Annotated in this window: 13 protein-coding genes; 4 read left to right on the forward strand and 9 right to left on the reverse strand. The window is 70.8% G+C overall.

From position 1 onward, the window contains the following. Positions 1 to 115: 115 nt before the first annotated feature. The 3 genes from recD to recC all read right to left on the reverse strand — a co-directional run bounded on the left by recD (position 116) and on the right by recC (position 9,028). Entirely contained in the window at positions 116 to 2,020 is a 1,905-nt protein-coding gene (recD, locus tag IU459_RS06745; protein ID WP_195128612.1) for an exodeoxyribonuclease V subunit alpha, read from the reverse strand. Beyond that, on the reverse strand, positions 2,017 to 5,418 hold the full coding sequence (locus IU459_RS06750; RefSeq protein WP_440446466.1) for a UvrD-helicase domain-containing protein: 3,402 nt from the start codon (positions 5,416 to 5,418) through the stop codon (positions 2,017 to 2,019). The genes recD and IU459_RS06750 overlap by 4 nt, the downstream gene beginning before the upstream one ends. A 235-nt stretch (positions 5,419 to 5,653) precedes the next feature. Beyond that, a complete protein-coding gene (gene recC, locus IU459_RS06755) occupies positions 5,654 to 9,028 on the reverse strand; it encodes an exodeoxyribonuclease V subunit gamma (RefSeq protein WP_195128614.1) in 3,375 nt (1,124 codons plus the stop codon). Positions 9,029 to 9,256: 228 nt separating this feature from the next. Here recC and IU459_RS06760 point away from each other — a divergent pair, with 228 nt between their 5' ends. Beyond that, on the forward strand, positions 9,257 to 9,463 hold the full coding sequence (locus IU459_RS06760) for a hypothetical protein (RefSeq protein ID WP_195128615.1): 207 nt from the start codon (positions 9,257 to 9,259) through the stop codon (positions 9,461 to 9,463). 126 nt (positions 9,464 to 9,589) lie between these two features. Next, positions 9,590 to 10,474, forward strand: a complete 885-nt coding sequence (locus tag IU459_RS06765; RefSeq protein ID WP_324198774.1) for a tat pathway signal sequence — start codon at positions 9,590 to 9,592, stop codon at positions 10,472 to 10,474. A 122-nt stretch (positions 10,475 to 10,596) separates the two neighbouring features. Here IU459_RS06765 and IU459_RS06770 read toward each other — a convergent pair whose 3' ends face one another. Next, positions 10,597 to 12,093 (reverse strand): cytochrome P450, encoded by a 1,497-nt coding sequence (locus tag IU459_RS06770; protein WP_195128616.1) that lies wholly within the window; start codon positions 12,091 to 12,093, stop codon positions 10,597 to 10,599. 229 nt (positions 12,094 to 12,322) lie between these two features. On the opposite strand from IU459_RS06770, the gene IU459_RS06775 reads away from it, so the two are divergent. After that, a complete protein-coding gene (locus tag IU459_RS06775) occupies positions 12,323 to 13,756 on the forward strand; it encodes an NAD(P)/FAD-dependent oxidoreductase (RefSeq protein WP_195128617.1) in 1,434 nt (477 codons plus the stop codon). A 115-nt stretch (positions 13,757 to 13,871) separates the two neighbouring features. Beyond that, positions 13,872 to 14,732: a hypothetical protein gene (locus IU459_RS06780; RefSeq protein WP_228837512.1), complete on the forward strand. Its 861-nt coding sequence runs from the start codon at positions 13,872 to 13,874 to the stop codon at positions 14,730 to 14,732. 140 nt (positions 14,733 to 14,872) lie between these two features. Here IU459_RS06780 and IU459_RS06785 read toward each other — a convergent pair whose 3' ends face one another. The 5 genes from IU459_RS06785 to IU459_RS06805 all read right to left on the reverse strand — a co-directional run bounded on the left by IU459_RS06785 (position 14,873) and on the right by IU459_RS06805 (position 19,525). Then, positions 14,873 to 15,529: an urease accessory protein UreD gene (locus IU459_RS06785; RefSeq protein WP_195128618.1), complete on the reverse strand. Its 657-nt coding sequence runs from the start codon at positions 15,527 to 15,529 to the stop codon at positions 14,873 to 14,875. 9 nt (positions 15,530 to 15,538) lie between these two features. Then, a complete protein-coding gene (ureG, locus tag IU459_RS06790; protein ID WP_195128619.1) occupies positions 15,539 to 16,258 on the reverse strand; it encodes an urease accessory protein UreG in 720 nt (239 codons plus the stop codon). A gap of 27 nt (positions 16,259 to 16,285) precedes the next feature. Further along, positions 16,286 to 16,951 carry an urease accessory UreF family protein gene (locus IU459_RS06795; RefSeq protein WP_195128620.1) on the reverse strand — a complete coding sequence of 222 codons (666 nt, stop codon included), beginning with the start codon at positions 16,949 to 16,951 and terminating at the stop codon, positions 16,286 to 16,288. A 73-nt stretch (positions 16,952 to 17,024) separates the two neighbouring features. Beyond that, positions 17,025 to 17,894 carry an SDR family NAD(P)-dependent oxidoreductase gene (locus tag IU459_RS06800; protein ID WP_440446467.1) on the reverse strand — a complete coding sequence of 290 codons (870 nt, stop codon included), beginning with the start codon at positions 17,892 to 17,894 and terminating at the stop codon, positions 17,025 to 17,027. Positions 17,895 to 18,052: 158 nt separating this feature from the next. After that, the gene (locus IU459_RS06805) at positions 18,053 to 19,525 is read right to left on the reverse strand and encodes an MFS transporter (protein ID WP_195128621.1); all 1,473 of its coding nucleotides are present in this window, start codon (positions 19,523 to 19,525) and stop codon (positions 18,053 to 18,055) included. Between the last annotated feature and the right edge of the window lie 30 nt (positions 19,526 to 19,555).

Here is a 19,555-nt window from a genome sequence, read left to right on the forward strand (position 1 = left end):
GCGTGAACGCCGCCCCGGACAAATCGGGGCGGCGTTCTCTGCTCAGCGGACCGGCCCAACTCGCAGGCCGGTCACGCCGAGCTCGTCCGTCCGATGGCCCGAACGTCGGATTCCCTCATCGGGCCGCGGTTTCTCCATCCCGGCGGGATAGTCCGCTGGCGCGCAGAACCCGGCGCGCGATGCCCGCGCGGATGGACTCGTCGGTCCCGATGATCCGCACGTGACGGCGAGCCCTGGTGATTGCGGTGTAGAGCAGTTCCCTGGTCAGCAGGGTCGATTCCGGTTCGGGCAGCACGATGGAGACGGTGTCGTACTGGCTGCCCTGGCTGCGGTGGATGGTCATGGCGAACACCGTGACGACCGCGGGGAATTGGGTGGGATGCACCAGGTACGGTTCGCTGCCGCGTTGCAACGCCGCCCGCAGTGAACCGTCGGGCATCCGCACGACCACGCCGGTGTCGCCGTTGTAGATGCGGGCCTCGTGATCGTTCGCGGTCACCAGCAGCGGCTGGCCGGGGTACCACGGGGCCTGGTAGGCGTCGGGGCCCGCTCCCCCGGCGGCGGCCCATTCGGCGGCCATCCGATCCCAGCGTTCGACGCCGAAGGGGCCTTGACGGTGCGCGCACAGCAACCGATGGGATTCGAGCGCGCTGAGCGCGCCCGCCGGGTCCCCCTCGAGCGCCGCGCCGGTGACCGCGCCAGCGGCCCGGACGACGTCGGCGCGCACCGCGGTCAGGTCATCGGGCGCGGCCAGCGACAGTTCGCCGCCGTCCGTGCGCAGCAGTTCGAGGGCGGCGTCCGCGTCACCGGCCCGCACCGCGATGGCCAGGTCGGCGATCCGGCCGCCGAACCTGCGGCCACGGGTCAATCGCACGATGCCGCCGCGCAAACGGGTCCGCTCCAGCGCGGTCAGCGCTTCGGAATGATCCGCGGCCGCCGCCTTTTCGGGGTCGAGAATCTGGTCGAGGACCGGGTTCGGGGTGGCGGCGACCGGTCCGGCGACGAGATCGGCGAGCACGGCGCCCGCGTCGACGGAGGCGAGCTGGTCCGGGTCGCCGACCAGGACCAGGCGGGTGTCCGGGCGCAGCGCGGCCAGCAGCCTGCTCATCATGGTCAGCGAGACCATCGACGTCTCGTCGACGACGACCACGTCGTACGGCAGGCGGTTGAACTCGTGATGCCGGAACCTGGTGCCGCGCCCGCGTTGCCAGCCGAGCAGCCGATGCAGGGTCGCGGCGGTGAGTTCCGGGAGCCCGAGCGAATCGGCTTGCTCTCGAACGGCTTCCTGCAGCCGCGCGGCCGCTTTGCCGGTCGGCGCGGCCAGGGCGATACGCAGCGCGGGCAGCTTCGGCTCGGCCTTGCGGTGTGCGTCCAGCAGCGCGATGATCCGCGCGATCGTGTGGGTCTTCCCGGTGCCGGGCCCGCCCGCCACCACGGTGGTCCAGTGCGTCGCGGCGAGCGCCGCAGCCAGCCGCTGGCGGTCCGGCGCCGCGCCGGCCGGTGCGTCGAACAACCGGTCCAGCTCGCGCCGCACGATCCGCGGATCGACTGCCGGGTGGTGCGCGGACCGCTCGGTGAGCACCCGCCGGATCGTCTGCTCCTGCTGGTAGTACCGAGCCAGGTAGAGCAGCGGGCCGGAATCGCCCGGCCCTTGGGATTCGACCAGCCGCAGTGGCCGCAACGGTCCCGCCGGGCCGCCGCACACCAGCGGGCTGATCCGAAGCGCGGCCACCACCGCCGCGATGTCCGGCCAGGGCAGCGTCGCCGGATCGATACCGGCGTCCCAGGTTTCGTCGGCATCGACGCCGATCTCCCGCATCCGGTGCAGTTCCAGGCACACCGAGCCGGAACGCACCGCGCGCACGGCCAGCGCCGCGGCGAACAGCACCTCCTCCGACGATTCCCGGCCCAGCCTGCCCAGCCGCAGCGCCACGTGCACGTCGGCGGCCGACAGCACACCCGCCTCGTTGAACGTGCGAAGCAGGCCGGTTCCCCGCTGCGCCACCTGAATCGAGGTCATCGCCCGGCCTCCCCGGCCAGCAGCGCCGACAGTGCGACGACCAGATCGGCGGGCGGATGCCAGTCGAAGACGCCACAACCGGGCGGCGTCTGCGGTCCGATCATGCCGCGCACGAACAGGTAGCGAACACCGCCGAGATGACGCGCCGGGTCGTAGCCCGGCAGGCGCCAGCGCAGATATCTATGCAGCGCAACGGAATACAGCAGCGCTTGCAGTGGATAGTGGGAGCGCAACATCTCGGCGGCCATCCGGTCGCGCGTGTAGTGCGCGACGGTGAGATCGCCCGTACCCAACCGGTTGGTCTTGTAGTCCACAATGACGAACCGCGGCGACGCGTCATCCGGGACACGCAGCACCGCATCGATACTGCCGGTCAGGTAGCCGCGCAGCGGTACGTCCTCCAGCACCGCCACCAGGTCCGCGTACTCGTACAGGTCGTCGTCGGCCGGGAGGTGGGCCCGCAGCAGGTCGGCGATCCGCCGCAGCGTGGCCGCGGTGGCGCCGGTCCGGTCGCCACCCGCCAGCGGCAGTTCGAACTCGAGTTCGGCGAGGCGGTCGCGGCGGGCGACGTCGGCCAGGCAGCCGCGGCCGAGCGGTGTCCGCAGCACCGCGAGCAGCGCGGTGGCGAGCTGTTCGGGGTCCGCGTCGGCCATCAGTTCCGTCACTGTCTCGCGGCACCGGTCGCGTACCTCGGCCGCCAGATCGGCGCGATCGGTGTCGATCCGTTCCAGCACGCCGTGCACGAGCGTGCCGAATTCTGCTCCGTAAGGCAGCGCGTTCATCAGCGAGGCGGCGCCGGTGGGCTCCGGCCCGGACGCGCCGATCGACGGTGCACTCGCGGGCTCGTCGCCGGGACCCCTGACGTCCTCCGGTTCGCTGTCGGTGGCCGGCCCGGCGGGTTCGTGTGCCGACGCGGTGAGCGCCGAGTACGAGGTGCGCCGCCACTGCTGGTCCAGGACGCGGTCGAACCGCGCGGCCGCCAGCTCGCCGAGCACGGGTTCGGTACGCACCCGCCGGATCGCGACGTCGTCGCTCACGGCCACCGGCGTCACCGAGACAGCCGCTCCCGCGTCCTCGGCCCACGCCGATAGGGCCGAGGCGGCAACGGCATCCGCGGGCACGGCGGCGCGCGCGGCGACCACCGCGCCGCGGTCGGCCCGCCCGAAGACCATCCGGTGCAGCGGGGAAGCCGCGGTGGTGATCGCCGGCGCCCACCAGGCGACGATCTGGCACATCGCCCGCGTGAGCGCGACGTACAACAGCCGCAGCTCCTCTCCCGCTTCCTCGGATTCGCTTGCGGCCTTGCGCTCGGCGTAGCCCGGCGCGTCCGGACCGCCCACGTCCAGCACGCGCGCTCCCTCGTCGTCGTGGAACAGCAGCGTCGCCGGGTACGGGTTCTTCGCGCTGTCCCAGGCGAACGGCAGGTAGACCACCGGGAATTCCAGTCCTTTGCTGGCGTGCACGGTCGCGATCTGCACGGCGGCGGCGTCCCGGTCCAGCCTGCGGCTGCGGTCGGCGACGGATCCGGAGGCGGGATCGCGCACCCGGTCGGCCAGCCATCGGGTCAGCGCGGTCAGCCCGAGTCCTTCGGTGAGCGCGACCTGGTCGAGCAGCTGCGCGATGTGCCGCAGGTCGGTGAGCCGGCGCTCGCCGTTCTCCACGGCGAGCAGCCGCTGCGCCAGGCACGCTTCGGCGGCGATCTTCTCGAAGACGGCCGCGAAGCCCGCGCGGGTGAACAGCCGTGCGGCCTCGCGCAATTGCGCGCTGACCCGCCCGACGAGATCGGCTCCCCCACTGTCGATCTCGGCCGCGGTGACGCCGAGCAGCGGGGTGCACGCGGCCAGGCGCACCCGGTCGCCGCGGTGCGGCTGTTCCAGCGCCCGCAGCACCCACAGCCAGTCGGTCGCGCTGCTGGTCGCGAAGACGCTGGTGCCGCCGGCGAGGACGGAAGCGACGCCGACGCGGTCCAGCGCGGCGCGCACGACCTCGATCTGTGAACGGGTCCGCACCAGCACCGCGATGTCACCGGGTCCGATCGGCCTGCGCGCCGCGTCACCGGTCACCGCTGCGCTGGAGTCCGTCGTGGCTATAACGGGTTCCGCTTTCCCGTCGATCAGCACGCCGGATTCGAGCATGCGGACGATGTCGGCGGCCAGGTCGTCGGCGACTTTCGCTCGTATGCGGCCCACGGATGGGAACCCGGACTTGTTCAGCGGCCCGGCGCCCGTGCGGGGCAGGCATCGGACGCGCATCGGGGTGATCAGCTCCTCCGGGCCGGACAACCGCGACCACGGCCTGGTCGCGGTGACCGGATGCACGCCGATCTCCTTGTGCCCCAGCGCGGCACCGCCCTGCAGGTGGTCCAGCGCGGCCAGCAGTCCCGCGTCGCTGCGCCAGTTGGTGGTGAGCTCCTTGCGGGTGCCTGCGTGCGCGACCGCGTCCAGGTAGCTGAGCACCTCGGCGCCGCGAAAGGCGTAGATCGCCTGCTTCGGGTCGCCGACCAGAACCAGCGTGGCATGCCCGTGAAACGATCGGCGCAGGATGTCCCATTGCAGCGGGTCGGTGTCCTGGAACTCGTCGACCAGGGCGACGCGGTAGCGCGCGCGGATGCGGCGGCACGCGCGGGAGCCGTGCTCCGGATCGGCGAGCACGTCGTGCAGCAGCACCAGCAGGTCGTCGAAGTCGCGCAGCCCGGCAAGCCGTTTGCGTCGTTCGGTCTCCGCGCGGACGGCGTGCGCGAACGCCACCCGCTCGCTCGCACCGGATTCGTCGTCGGGGACGAGCGCCGCGTGCCGGTCCCGTACCGCCGCCAGCGCGAGCGTGCGGGCTTCCTTGACCGGGAACGGGGGTTCGGCGCGGGCGTATCGGTTGAGGTACAGATCGTCGACGACCGTGGCGACCAGGTCGTCGACGGTCTCCACCAGCCGGGTGCCGGGATCGTGTTCGCCCGCGAACCCGAGTTCGTCGAGCATGCGCTGACAGAAGCTGTGCGTGGTGGCGATGGTGCCCGCGTCGAAATCCGACAGCGCCGTCAGCAGGCGGCGCTGCCGCAGCCGCACCTCCGCTTCCTCGGCGTCGGCCAGATACCGGACCAGCTCGTCGGCGTGTGCCCGCGCCCCGTCGGGGTCGGCCAATCCGGCGGCGACGGCGACGAATCGGTCGCGGGTGCGTTCCCGCAGTTCCTGGGTGGCGGCGCGGCTGAACGTCACCAGCAGCAGCTGGGACACCTCGATACCCGCCTCGGCGACGTAGCGTACGGCGAGCCCGACGATGGCATGCGTCTTGCCGGTGCCCGCACTGGCTTCCAGCACGGTCGTTCCGGTCGGCAAGGGCCCGTACGGCTCGAACGCGGCGGTGTCGAACGCGGCCGCGGGGAAGGAGGCTTCCTGGACGGTCACGCGTGCCTCCCTCCTGCGCGGCCGGATGTCACGCGGTCTGCGGACGTCACGAACGCGCGGTGGATCACGCTGACCGGGTCCGATGTAGCAACCGGATACGACTGTCCGAGCTGCCATTCTGCCGGGTACCCGACCGCGCAAGGGCGACCAACACGCGCCATGACGGTGGCGGATTCCCACGGCCGCTGCAGGATCGCGCGCAACCGGCGGCGCCGACCGGGCGCTTCGTGACCGGTCACGGCTGTCCCTGGCTTTCCGCGGCAAGCAGTGGAGCCCAGATCCGCCGGGCCAGCGCACCGAAGCGGGTGGTCTCACCTCGCTCTCCCGCGGGCGCGGGAGCCGCCATGAGATCGTCGAGCCGGGGCGCCGGGCCCCAGACGTAGCGCAGGTGGCGGTCGGTGTGATCGCCGAATGGTCCGGGACCGTTTGGACCGCCGTTGAATTCCCGCTCCGCCGCGGCGATCGCGTCGTCGGCACCCGCCCCACGGAAGCGGCGTTCGGCGTAGGCCGCGGTGGCAGTGGGCGCGACGGGCAGCGGTTCGGTCAGCCCCGCCTCGCGCAGCGCGACGAGCTCGCGCAGGATCTCTCCGGCCACCGGCGCATCGGGTGCGGTGAGCTCACTACGCCATGCGGGACGCCCGAATTGGCCACGACCGGTGCTCACCGCACGCCACGACCGGTCCTCGGTGACGGCGAGCGCCAGCAATGAAACCCACGCGGCGACACGGTGTTTCGGGGCGAGCCGGGAGAAGGTGGTGCGGACCAGCGTTTCGCCGTGAACCTCCGGCACGGTGCCGGTGAGCCTGCGTCCGTTGCCCAGATCCACCGCGATGTCCACGGCGCGCGGGGTGCCCGCGTAGTCCGCCTGCGCGGCGCGCACCAACCGGTCCACGGTGTGCTCCACCTCGTCGAGGACGGCCGCGCCGAAACCGAAGGGCGGCAGTGTGCCGCGCCGCCATTCCGCCGCCCGCAACCCCGCCGGATCCGCTCCCGTCAGGCGGGCGGCGAGGAGACGCTCGCCCAGTTCCCACTTGGCGAGCCCGTCGAGTTCGATGGGCAGCCGGTCGGCGATGTCCTCCTCGTGCTCGGGGACGCGCAGGCCGAGGCGCTGCCACAGGAACGCGCGCACGGGATGCTCGGCGAACGAGATCAAGTCGGCCAGCGCCACATCCGCCGTTTCGGCCGGCGGCAGGGGCGCGGGCAGGAACGCGGGACGCGGCTGCGCGGGCCGACCGGACGCGTGCGCTCCGGCCAGCGCCACGGTGTCGAAACTGAACGGACGCTCGGCCCGGAAGTTGCGGCGGTCGAAGTCTTGCAGCGGATGCCGCGTGACCACCGCGTCCATCGCCGGGGCGCCGACGTGCGCCCGCAGCGCGTCCAGCAGTTCGGCGACCGGGATGGCGGGCGGGCGGTGCGCTCCGCTCACCGGATCGGCGCCGGTGTGGAACACCAGCAGCGCGTCACGGGCCGCGAGGACCGCGTCCAACAGCAGCTGCCGGTCCTCGCTGCGTGGATCCCGTTCCCCCAGCAGCGGTTGCCTGGCCAGCAGGTCGTCGCCGTCCGCGCCGCTCGCGCGCGGGAACACCTCGTCGTCCAAGCCGAGCAGCACCACCACCCGGTGCGGCACCGACCGCATCGGCACCATCGTGCAGACGGTCAGCTCCCCGGTACGGAAATTGGCCCGGGTCGGCCGCGCGGCCAGCCGCGAACGCAGCAGCACGCCGACGTCGGCCAGCCGCAACGACACCTCGCCCGCGTGCTCGGTGGCGGCGGCGAGCTCCTGCCTGGCCTCGGTGCGCACCCAGGCCTGGGCATCCGGCACATCGGTCAGCAGATCCAACGCGCGGCCGAGCACCGCCGCCCACTCCTGCGCGGGCCGCGGACCGCGCAGGTCGCGCAGGCACACCGCGAGCCGATCGATGAACTCGGCGAAGCGGCCGGCCAAGTCGACGTCGTTGCTGTCCACGTCGTCCAGTGGCAGCGCGAGATCCAGCCAATCGTCGGAGGTTTCGCCCGCGGTGACGCCGAGCAGAATCCGGTCCACCGCGCTGTTGAGCGTGTTCTGCGCGAAGTCCGCGAGTCCGAACGCCTGGCGCTGGCGCTGCCCGATCCCCCATCGCGCGCCGGATTCGGCCGCCCACTCGCGCAGCCGTTCGATGTCTTCGTCGTCGAAACCACAACGGCGCCGTACTGTTTCGGCCGCCGCGAGGTCGAGCACCTGGGTCACGGTCACCCTGCCGTCGGCCAGTTCCAGCAGGACGCCGATCACCGCGAGCAGCGGATTGGTCACACCGCGTCCCCGATCGGCCAAACGCACCCGCAGCCGATGCGCTGGATGCACCGAATCGGCCTGCGGCTCCGGCGATCCGGGCGTCCGCTGTCCGAACGCCGCGCGCACCAGGGGGGCGTACGTCTCCACCTCGGGGCACATGACCAGCACGTCCCGCGGCTCCAGCGTCTCGTCGGCCGCGAACAGCCCGAGCAGGCATTCCCGCAGCACCTCGACCTGCCGTGCGGGACCGTGACAAGCGTGCACCTGCACGGTGCCGTCCGCGCCGACCGCTCCCGGGACCGGCGGCCATCGGTCGTCACGGATGCCCGCCTGCAACGCACGAAGCAACGTCGTGGACGAATACCCTTCTGGCACAATGCTATCGGTGCCGGCCACCGCCAGCGAACGGTGGATGTCGGAGCCGGTGGCCGCGAGCCCGGCCAGCCGCTGCTGGAACTCCCGGACGTCTCGGGCCAGTCCGGCCAGCAGCGGATGCGACACGGCCGCGGCGCTGCGATCTTCGGCACGGGTACGCGCCGCGGGCATCCGCGACAAGCACGACCAGAGGACCGGGCTCGGATGCGCGAGCCACAGGTGGATGTCGCGGCCGGCGGCCAGGGCCGACAGCACCGCGAGCTGATCGCTGGGGAGCCGGGTCACCCCGAACAGCGATACCCGCGGGGGAAGCGGGACCAGATCCGGTTGCGCGCGCAAGCGCGCACAGGCGGCCTCGAGTCGCTCGGCGGGGCTGGGCGCTCCGATCTCGGCGCGCAGCCTGCGCCACAGCATGGGCTGCCAGAGCAGGTCGTCGGGCACCGCGCCGCCCGCGCCGTCGGTGTCCTGGCCCGCCGCCCACTCGGTGATCAACACCGGACGCTGGGCGCCATAGCTGTCGAACAGCGCCGCCACTTCCGCCGCGGTCGCGTAACGCCTCCCGAGGCGGTGCTCACGACCCGCGCCGGCCGGCTCGCCCAGATGCCTGGCCAGCACGGAGCACCACGGCTCGGGCAACGACGCATCGATCACCCGAAGCAGCGTCCACACGGCCCGCTCGGGCGCCCAGGGGTCGTCCCCGGGCGCCACCCCGCTCGCCGCGGCCAGTACTTCGGCGACCAGCACGGCCGGTGACGGAAACGCGATGTTCGCGCAGACACCGTCGGCCGAGCCGTCCGCCCCGAGCACCGCCGAGAGCGTCTGCGTCAGCCAGCGCTCCACGCCTTTGGCGGGCACCGCGACCACTTCGGCCGCGAAGGGGTCCTCCTGCGGCGACGACAGCACCCCGGCCAGCGCCTGGGCAAGGACGTCGGCGCGCTCGGCACGGTGGATGTGCAGCGGCATCTGCGCCCTCTCGGTCGATGGGTGCCGGGCTGCGCTGGCCTCGGACTTCGTGCACGTTTATACGCCCGGCGACCGACGCGCAATCGCACCACCCCATCCGGGCGCGAGTGAAATAGACCACACGAGAACGGATTACTCCGTCGTGTCACGCGGGCTGCGCGCGGCCGATGTGCGACAGTGCTGCACCGGGGAGGGACGAGAGCTGCACCGAAAGGCTGGTTCGCGTTCATGGATGCGATGGTGATTCCGCTGGTTCCGAGAGGCGGATTCACAGTCCGCCGGGTCGGTGACCGCTGGGAGCTCGTCAACTCGCGCCACTACGGTCGTACCGTCGTCCTCCAGTCCTGGCCCCGGGACCGGCACACCGAGGCGTTCGAGCACTGCTACCGCCTCAACGGACGGACAGTCGACGATCTGCGCGCCGCCTTCCGGTGAACCGCTCCGGCCTGCGACGACGGTCGAAACCCGATGCGACGCAAGCTCGGAAACGTGCGATTAGCACAACCCGGACCCGAGCTCAAGACGTGCGTCCGGACCCGCGATGTGCGATCGTGATCCCTCGTGCGTTATCCGTCCCCCGCCACCCGGACCGTTCCCCGCGTGGCCGCCTCCGCCTGTGTCCTCGCCGCCACGGCGATCCTCGCTCCGAGCCTGCCCGCCATGCTCCCGACCGCGGGTGCGGCGCCGCTCGCGCATACGCAGGGATGCCTGGCCGGTTTCGACTGCGATATGAGCAGCCGCATCGCCGCCGTCAACGCCTACCTCGAGAAGCGTCCCGGTGTCACCGGCTACGTCGTGCGCGACCGGGTGTCCGGCGGGGTCTACGCCAATGGCAACGCGGAGAACGCGGTCTGGACCGCCTCCACGATCAAGCTCGCGATCGCCGCCGATCTGCTGAATCGGGCGCGGATCGGCGCGATCGCGCTGTCTCCCGAGGACCGTGGCCTGCTGGAATCGATGCTGGCCACCTCGAACGACGGCGCCGCCGACATGCTGTGGATCAAGTACGCGGGCATCGACCGGATGGCGTTCAACAACGCCTTCCGCGCCAACGGCATGACCTCGTTGGTGCCGCAGCCGACCAATACCGCGTTGTTCCCGGACTGGTCGTTCCAGAAGTGCACCGCCGCCGACCTCGACCGGCTGATGGACCACATCCTCAACCGCATGCACCCGGACGACCGCAACTACCTGGTGGAGCGGATGCGCGCGGTCGACTCCAACCAGCACTGGGGCGTGTGGGGCGCGGGCGCGAAGATGCGTCCTGGCCTGAAGAACGGCTGGTCCGCCGAGGAGGGCGGCTGGGTGGTCAACTCGGTCGGGTTCGCGGGACCGGGCGAGCGCTACACCCTGGCGATCATGACGGCGCTGGGTGACGCGGGCGGCTACACCGAGGGCGCCGACACCGACACCAAGGTCGCGGAGATGCTGTTCGCCGGGCGGTGACTGTGTTTGTGCAGCGCCTGCGGCGCTGCGTGTTCGCGGCCCCGGGAAGTCTCGCGTCCGAGACGGGCCGCGAACGGTGCTCGTAGGACTCGCACCCGACGCGCTGTGCGAGTGCGAACCACTCAGGTGGCCGAACGCCTGCGCAGCGTCATGGGCGCGCCGTCCCTGGGGAAGGGAATCGTGGTGAATCCCCAGGGCATGCGGTATTTCGCCGGGATGCGCCACTCGTATTCGCGCACCAAGGCGGCGGTCACCGTCTTGACCTCGAAGGTGCCGAAGTGCATCCCGATGCACTTGTGCGCGCCCGCGCCGAACGGCATCCAGGCCAGGCGATGCGACTTGTCCTCGCGCCGCTGCTCGCCGAACCGCTCGGGGTCGAATCGCTCGGGCTGGGTCCACAGCTCGGGCAGCAGGTGATTGACCTGGTAGGCGAGGTCGACCGGGGCGCCGGCCGGAATGTAGTGCCCGGCGATCTCGGTGTCGCGCACCGCGCGGCGCGACAATCCCGGAACCGGCGGCATCAACCGCAGGCTCTCCTTGACGACCAGATCCAGATCGCGCAGTCCCTCCAGATCCGCGATGGTAGGTGGCGCGTCGCCGAGCCGTTCGTCCATGCCGAGCACCTCGGCGCGCACCCGCTGCTGCCAGTCCAGGTGTTTGCCCAGGTAGTAGGCGACCGCGGTGGCCGTGGTCGTGGTGGTGTCGTGCGCGGCCATGATCAAGAAGATCATGTGGTTCACCACGTCCGCGTCGCCGAAGACGCCGCCGTCCTCGCTGCGCGCATGACACAGCCCGGAGAAGAAGTCCGGCGATTCGGTGCGACGCTTCTGCGGGAGCATGGCGGTGAAGTACTCCTCGAGCAGCCTCCGGCCGCGCAGCCCGGCGCGCCAGTTGCCGCCGGGCACCGAGTGCCGGATGATGGCCAGCCCGGCGTGGGTGCAGTCGACGAACGCGTCGATGAGCTCTTGGCGGCGCGGGCCCACGTCGACGGCCATGAACGTCTCCGCGGCGATGTCGAGGGTGAGCTCTTTGATCGTCGGATACAGCCGCACGGTCCGTTCGGCATTGCGTCCCTGTGGAACCCACCGCGCGATGCTTGCGCGCACCACCGGGGTCAGCGCCGCCAGGTGCGCCTCCAGCCGGTCCCTGGTGAAGGCCTGCTGCATGATCCGGCGATGGAATTTGTGCTCCTCGAATTCCAGCAGCAGCAGTCCGCGCCGGAAGAACGGGCCGATGAAATAGTCCCAGCCCTGGCCGAAGTCGCGGCGCCGGTGACCGAGCACCTCGTCGAGCGCGTCCGGCCCCGCGACCAGCACCCGGTCCACGCCGAGCGAAGTGTTCAGCGAGACCGGCCCGTAGCGGCGGTAACGCTCCATCATCTCGGCCGGGCCCCAGCGCATGTAATGCAACGCCCGGCCCAGATAGGGCAGGCCGGCATCGCCGCGCACGGCGACGGTGTCGCTGCCGCGCGGCGGAGTGGCCAGCACCTGGCGCCGTTCCGGCAGTAACCCCAGCGCACGGTCGATGAGATGATCGTGCGGGACCTCGATCAGCGCGACGTTCTCCGATTCGGCCTGCACGCTGGGTTTCCGGCCGATCACGCGGTCACCGGCGACCATGGCGAACCTCCCTGAACGACAGTGTCCATCGTAGGCTTTCCGCCGCGTCCGCTCGGCCGGTTCCGGCACGGCGATCCTCCCCACGGCGATTCGCCGACGGTGAGACATCGCACCGCAACACGCCAGGAACGGGGATCTCGCCGTGACGGTGCACGGCGCGGCGGCTACGGTTGGGCGTGTCAGGAACATCGCCGGGGACGCCCCCCGAGGTCCATCGAGGAGCAGCACGATGAGCAGTCAGACTGTCGGGAACGGTCGTCACCGGGTGGTGGTGATCGGCTCGGGCTTCGGCGGCCTGTTCGGTACCAAGCACCTCAAGCGCGCCGACGTCGACGTCACACTCATCTCGAAGACCTCGACCCACCTGTTCCAGCCGCTGCTCTATCAGGTCGCGACCGGCATCCTCTCGGTCGGCGAGATCGCGCCCGCTACCCGTCTCGTGCTGCGCAAGCAGAAGAACGCGCAGGTGCTGCTCGGCGACGTCACCGACATCGATCTGCACAACAAGACGGTGACCTCGCGTCTGCTCGACAAGGACACCGTCACCCCGTTCGACAGCCTGATCGTCGCCACCGGCGCGCAGCAGTCCTACTTCGGCAACGACCGATTCGCCACCTTCGCGCCCGGCATGAAGACCATCGACGACGCGCTGGAGTTGCGCGGGCGGATCCTCGGCGCGTTCGAGCAGGCCGAGCTGGCCACCACCCAGGAGGAGCGCGACCGGCTGCTGACCTTCGTCATCGTCGGCGCAGGCCCGACCGGTGTCGAGCTGGCCGGTCAGATCGCCGAACTCTCCGACCGCACCTTGGAGGGCACCTTCCACAACATCGATCCGCGCGACGCACGCGTGGTGCTGATCGAGGGTGCGGGCGCGGTGCTCGGCCCCATGGGGCCCAAGCTCGGCGGCAAAGCCGAACGGCGGCTCGCGAAGATGGGCGTGGAGATCCAGCTCAACGCGATGGTCATCGATGTCGACGCATTCGGCGTCACGGTGAAGGACTCCGACGGCACCATCCGGCGCATCGAGTCGGCGTGCAAGGTCTGGTCAGCGGGCGTGCAGGCCAGCCCGCTGGGCAAGATGATCGCCGATCAGTCCGACGGCACCGAGGTCGACCGCGCGGGCCGGGTCGTGGTGGAGCCGGACCTGACCGTCAAGGGCCACCCGAACGTGTTCGTGGTCGGCGATCTGATGTCGGTGCCGAACGTGCCCGGTCAGGCGCAGGGCGCCATCCAGGGCGCGACCTACGCGGCCAAGCAGATCAAGGCCGGTCTGAAAGGCCAGACGTCGCAGGAGCGCAAGCCGTTCAAGTACTTCAACAAGGGCAGCATGGCCACCATCTCGCGGTTCAGCGCCGTGTGCCAGGTGGGCAAGCTGGAGTTCGGCGGATTCATCGCGTGGCTGGCCTGGCTGGCGTTGCACCTGTACTACCTGGTCGGGTATCGCAGCCGGATCATCACCGTGATCCAGTGGTTCGTCACCTTCCTCGGCCGCAGCCGCGGACAGATGGCGGCCACCGAGCAGTGGGTGTTCGCGCGACTAGCCCTGGAGGCCATCAGTACCGGCGACGACGAAGACGCCGAACAACTGGCTGCCGCGCTCGGTGCCTCCACCAACAGCCGGGCCGCGGTGGACAAGGCCGGTACCAACGTCAAAGCGGGTTAGCTAGCAAACACGCAGTTATTTCAATTCGTGTTGTGATAGCGAGCTCGACCAATCCAGGTCGCCAGCGAATCCGAATGTGGGGCGTCGAAGTCTCCTTCCGGATGAAAGGTGATCTATGGGCACAGGCAAGCACAGGGCAGCCGACCCGCGTCGACAGAAGATGGGCTCGATCGTCGTCGCGGGTGCGATCCCCCTGGTAATCGCGCTGGTGGGACCCGGAACCGCGGACGCAGAGCCTGATCGGTCTGTTCCGGCGGGTCCGGCCGACCAAGTGGAGCAGACCGGCGAGACAAGCCAGGCCGCCGAAGTGGAGTGGCCCGCGGCCGAAGCCCCGAATGTGCGCCCATACCAGGGTCTGCATATTCCGGAGGACACGCTGAGCTCGCTGCAATGGGCGCGGCCGATGCCGGAGAAGAAATACCTGGCCCCGATCGAGTCGCTGCACCTGCCCGTTCCGGTCGCCCCGGTGCCGCCGATCGCGCCGCCGGCGGGGAAGTTGCGTTTCGGCGACGTGCAAGTCGACGCACCGGAGTGGCTGTACCGGGAGCAGGCGATCCAGCTCAATGACGGCGCCGCACGAGTCGAGGCCGAGATGGCGACATTCCTCGACTCGGTGGGCATGGAGCGCACCCGGTCCGACCGCATCGCGGGCCAGACGGTGGGCGCCGCGGCGATCGGTGCGGCCGCGGGCGCTGCGGTGGCAAGTCCGTTCGCGCTGTTCGGGGCCGCCATGGGCGGTGCGCTCGGCGGGGCCATCGGCCTGCCGTTCGCGCCGATAGGTCTCGCCGCGGGGCCGATGGGTGCCGCTTACGGCGCGGCTCTCATGGCCGTCCCCCTTGCGGCGATCGGCGCGGGCGTCGGTGCGGCACTCGGTGCGGTGCACGCCTTCAGCGCGCCACCGCAGGCCCTCAGCACACCTCCGGAGTCCACCGACACCGCACCGGTCGATCCGGCCCTGGAGGGGGCCAACGGTTGACCGGACCGGCGCATCCCAGGGACGAGCCGGAAGGGTGGGAGCCCGACGACGCTGGCGGGCTCCCACCCTTTCTTTTCTCCCCTGATCGGCCGGATTACACCCGTACTAGATGAATTCCACAGGACGTGCTCGGCACGGTGTCACCCGGAGACGGCGAGCAGTGATCCGGTGCGAGTGAACAAGCTGCCACCGGCCGCGAGTGGCAGCCGGGTCTGTGTCAAACCTGTTGTGGCCGTCGGACGTCCGTCGGGGTAGACGAGCTCGCTCTCCAACGCGCGCGGAGCGGCCAGCGCGTCGTATGCCGATGTCCCCACGCCCAGTTCGAGACGGTGGCGCAGCAATGGTGTGGCGTCGACATCGGCGATCAGGTCTCCCCGCCACTGGCCCGCGTCCTCACCCGTGCGGCCGATCTGCACACGTTCGCGCATGCGCAGCCGGGAATCAGAGGCCAACTGGACCGTGGTGACGGTGTGGTGCTGGGCGGCGCCCGCGACGATCATCGGCTCGGGATCGAAATCCAGCGCTCCCCCGCTGCCGACTTCGAGGTGCCACCGCGCGAACGACAGTGGCGTCGTCGCGCCGGGCAGCGCCAGGGTCGCCGCGGCCGAGCGCACCACCAGTTCGGCGCCCGGCGCGACCACCACGACGATGTCGAGTTCGTCACCGCCGAGCGGCGTGGCGGCGGTGCCGATCAGATGAACCGTCCGCGGGCCGGTGCGGCGAGCAGCCAGTCCACCGCCGGCATGGATCTCGGGGAGTGCCGCGGCGGTGGCGACTATCCGTACCTCGGTGCGCAACAGCGGAACTCAGTGCGCGACAGCGGATTCGCCGGTGCCCGCCCGGTCCTGCTCGGCGATCGCGCGTAGCTGCTCGCGCACCCAGTTCAGCACCGGCGTCGCCGCCCGGTCCTCGGTGAGCGAGACCAGCACGGTCGGGCGGCCGGCACGTACCCGCGTCGCGTCGCGCTCCATCACGCCCAGATCCGCGCCGACCAGCGGCGCGAGATCGGTCTTGTTGACCACCAGCAGATCGGAGAAGGTCACGCCGGGGCCGCCTTTGCGCGGTACCTTGTCGCCGCCCGCCACGTCCACGACGAAGATCTGCACGTCGATCAGTCCGGAGGAGAAGGTGGCGGTGAGATTGTCGCCGCCGGATTCGACGAGGATCAGATCCAGCGGCGGGTTGGCGGCGACCAGATCGTCGATGGCGTCGAGGTTGGCGGTGATGTCGTCGCGGATGGCGGTGTGCGGGCAGCCGCCGGTCTGCACGGCGGTGATCCGCTCGTCGGGCAATACCGCGTGCCTGCGCAGGAAGTCGGCGTCCTCGGTCGTGTAGATGTCGTTGGTCAGCACGGCCAGCGACAGCTCGTCGCGCAGTTGCCTGCACAACGCGGCCACCAATGCGGTTTTGCCGGAGCCGACCGGGCCGCCGATGCCGATGCGCAACGCCTCGCCGGGGATCCGGGTCCGCTTGGGCCGGTCGTGACGGTGGTCGTGCGGCTCGCCGTCGATCAGGTGCGGGGGCATGGCGCGGTCTCCTTCGCTCGAGGGGCTTCAGCTGGCGAACAGTGGCATGTCGCGGCGCAGGTGACGCTCGGCGAGCACGTCTTGCAGTGGATCGGACACCGCGGCAAGGCCGGTCACCGCCTTTGCGGCGACCCGGTCGCACAGGTCGGCGAGGCGGATCGTGCATGCGGCGATGGCGGCGGGGTCCAGTGCCAGCAAGCGCTGGGCGGCGGTCGCCGCGCCGGTGAGCGTGGTGTAGACGACAACGTTCGCGATCTGTTGCGGCGGCACCGCGGCGGCCGCGCCGACCGCACCGAAAACCGTGGACAGGTGCGGTGTCGCGCCGAGTCGCGACCACTCGTGCTCGGGCCACAGCTGTTTGGCCAGGCGCAGCAGGCCGCGGCCCTGCGCGCGGGATGCCGCGCGGGCGCCTGGCGCGGGTGTGCGTGCGTCGGCCTCCGCCTCGGCGCGGGCCGCATCGAGTTCGCCCGCGCACACCGCGGCGGCCAGCGATGCGGCCACCAGGCCCGTTGTCCGGATTCGGCGGCGCAGGTACAACTCCACCGTCGCCACGTCGCGGATCAGCCCGGAGGCGACGGCCTCCTCGACTCCGCCGGAGTGCACATGCCCGCCGATCGGCAGCCGCGAGTCGGCGAGTGCGAGCACCGTCGCAAGGCTCGACGCAGCCGGACCGCTCGGAGCAGATTCACGCACCCGTCGATCCTATGTCCCGGCGTGTCGCCCAGGTGTCCCGGACGTTCCGCCGTCGTGCCGGTTCCGGTTCGGATCAGCGCCGGAAAGCGCGCTCCATGAAACGCTGGGCGCGGCCGCGGGTCAGGTCGGTCCACGCCTGGACGGGCGCCGACCACCAGGGGGCGATCTCGCGCGGCTTCGCGGTCACCGCGTGGCAGACCAGGTCGGCGGCCTCGTCGACGGTGAGCCCGGGGACACGGCTGAAGTCGGTGGGCGCGCTCATCCTGGTGTGCACCAGCGGCATGTAGATCGAGGTGGTTGTGACACCGTCGGCGGCCACCTCGGCCGCGACGCTGCGCAACCACACGTCGAAGGCGGCCTTCGACGCGCCATAGGCCGCCCATCGCGGAGCGGGCGGCACACGCACGCCCCACGTCGAGATGTTGACGATGTGGCCTCGCCCGTGAGCGCGCATCGCGGGCAGCAGAGTGAGCAGCAGGCGCACCGGACCGAGATAGTTGATGTCGATGGTGCGGGTGAAATCGTGGAAGCGGTCATAGGACTCGTCGATGGGACGGCGAATCGACTTGCCCGCGTTGTTGATCACCACGTCGAGGCGGCCGTGCTCGTCGAGCAGTGCGCGGCCGAGGCGTTCGACGGCATCCATGTCGGTGAGATCGGTCGGATAGGCGTGCGCGACGCCGCCCGCTCCGGTGATCTCCGCGGCCACCCGGTCGAGTTCCTCGGCGGAACGGGCCACGAGCAGGACAGTCGCCCCCGCCGCGGCCAGCTTGCGCGCGCTGGCTTTGCCTATCCCGTGCGATGCACCGGTGACCAGGACGATCTGACCGTCGACCGCGGCGCGCAACGCCTTTTCACGTGGGCGCGACGTGGGATAGAGCAGACGCGTCGCCACCCGTTCGGCGATCGGCCGCCCGTTGCTCGAGGCCGAAGTGTGGTTCACGGATTCGACTGTAGCCCGGATAAGGCCGCTCACCCCGGGATCGCGCCATCATGCGGACCGCGACCCTATCACGCACGAGTCGCGGCAAGTCCTGCCAGGTGAGGTAGGCGGCGATGCTCAGGCCGCCATCGGTGCACCGGACCAGGAAGTCAGATCGGTCAGCGCCGGGCGGACGAGGCGAACCTGGCGATCAAAGCCATCACCACCAGCGCCGTCGCGCCCGCGGCCACGGCTATATGCATTCCGTTGACGAAAGATTCGCGTGCCGACTCGATCAGCGCCGCATCGCCGCCCGCCTTCTGGATGGTCTCGCCGAGTGTGGCCGCGTAGTCGCCGGCGGACCGGAAGATCAGCGCCGCGAGCGAGCCGAGCAGGGCGAGGCCCAGCGCGTTGCCCAACTCGAAGCTGGTCTCGGAGATGCCGACCGCCGACCCGGCCCGCTCCGGCGGCACCGACGACACCGCAACGTCGGACACCAGGGTGAAGGCCAGGCCATAGCCGATTCCGGCGATGGTGGAGCCGGTCAGATACCACCAGAGCCCGCCGTGCACGCCGACGCCCAGCACCAGCAGGTTGCCCACCGCCGAGGCCAGCAGGGCGAACACGAATGTGGCACCGGTCCCGAAGCGGTGTCCGACCCGTGCGCCGCCCATCGAGCAGACGAACACCGCGATCGCCATCGGGATGCCGAGCAGCGCCGCGGCGAGCGGCGTGCGTCCGGTCACCGATTGCAGATACACGCTGGTCAGATAGCTCAGACCGGCCAGCGACATCATGCCGATCAGGCTGGAGCCGATCGCCACCGAGAACGGGACCCTGGCGAACAACCGCAGGTCCAGCAGTGGTTCGTCGAGCTCTCGCTGCCTGCGGACGAAGGCGATCGAGAGCCCCGCGCCGACCAGCGCGATGACGACCGCCTGCGCATCGATGCCTTCGGTCGCGGCGTGCTTGATCCCGTAGACCAGCGGCAGGATGCCGCCGATGGACAGGGCGACGCTCGGTAAGTCCAGCGGTCCCCGCACGCCCGCTCGATGTTCCGGCAGCACGAATGGGCCGAACGCGAGCAGGATCAGCAGCACCGGGATATTGATGAGAAAGACCGAGCCCCACCAGAACTGGTGCAGCAGCATGCCGCCGATGATCGGTCCGACGGCCGAGCCGCCTGCGAAGAACGCCGTCCAGACACCGATCGCGGCGGCGCGCTCGCGCGCGTCGGGAAACAGGCTGGAGATCAGCGCCAGACTGGACGGCAGCAAGGTGGCGCCCCCGATGCCCATCAGTGCCCGTGCCGCGATGAGCACGCCCGCGCTCGGCGCGAACGCCGCGATCACCGACGCGATCCCGAACACCGCGGCGCCCGCCAGCAGGATGGTGCGCCGCCCGACCCGGTCACCGAGGTTACCCATGGTGATCAGCAAGCCCGCGATCAGGAATCCGTAGATGTCGAGAATCCACAGCTGCTGGTCCGCCGAGGGGTCCAGGTCGACGGTCAGCGTCGGCAGCGCGAGGAACAGCACCGAGATGTCCATCGACACCAGCAGCACCGGCAGCAGCAGGACAGCCAGGCCCAGCCAGGCGCGGCGCGAGCCCACCGTGGTCGGCCCGGTACCTACTGCCCGCACGTCTGTCATCCCGAACGTCCTCTCACTGGCGCGTACGTC

Source organism: Nocardia amamiensis, from assembly GCF_015477605.1.
In the GTDB taxonomy this organism is placed as follows: domain Bacteria; phylum Actinomycetota; class Actinomycetes; order Mycobacteriales; family Mycobacteriaceae; genus Nocardia; species Nocardia amamiensis_A.

Bases quoted from the DNA above. Each gene is read 5' to 3' on its own strand.
- recC (WP_195128614.1), bottom strand. From the start codon at position 9,028: ATGCCGCTGCACATCCACCGTGCCGAGCGCGCCGACGTCCTTGCCCAG.
- IU459_RS06805 (WP_195128621.1), bottom strand. From the start codon at position 19,525: ATGACAGACGTGCGGGCAGTAGGTACCGGGCCGACCACGGTGGGCTCG.
- IU459_RS06775 (WP_195128617.1), top strand. From the start codon at position 12,323: ATGAGCAGTCAGACTGTCGGGAACGGTCGTCACCGGGTGGTGGTGATC.
- recD (WP_195128612.1), bottom strand. From the start codon at position 2,020: ATGACCTCGATTCAGGTGGCGCAGCGGGGAACCGGCCTGCTTCGCACG.
- IU459_RS06760 (WP_195128615.1), top strand. From the start codon at position 9,257: ATGGATGCGATGGTGATTCCGCTGGTTCCGAGAGGCGGATTCACAGTC.
- IU459_RS06770 (WP_195128616.1), bottom strand. From the start codon at position 12,093: ATGGTCGCCGGTGACCGCGTGATCGGCCGGAAACCCAGCGTGCAGGCC.
- IU459_RS06780 (WP_228837512.1), top strand. From the start codon at position 13,872: ATGGGCACAGGCAAGCACAGGGCAGCCGACCCGCGTCGACAGAAGATG.
- ureG (WP_195128619.1), bottom strand. From the start codon at position 16,258: ATGCCCCCGCACCTGATCGACGGCGAGCCGCACGACCACCGTCACGAC.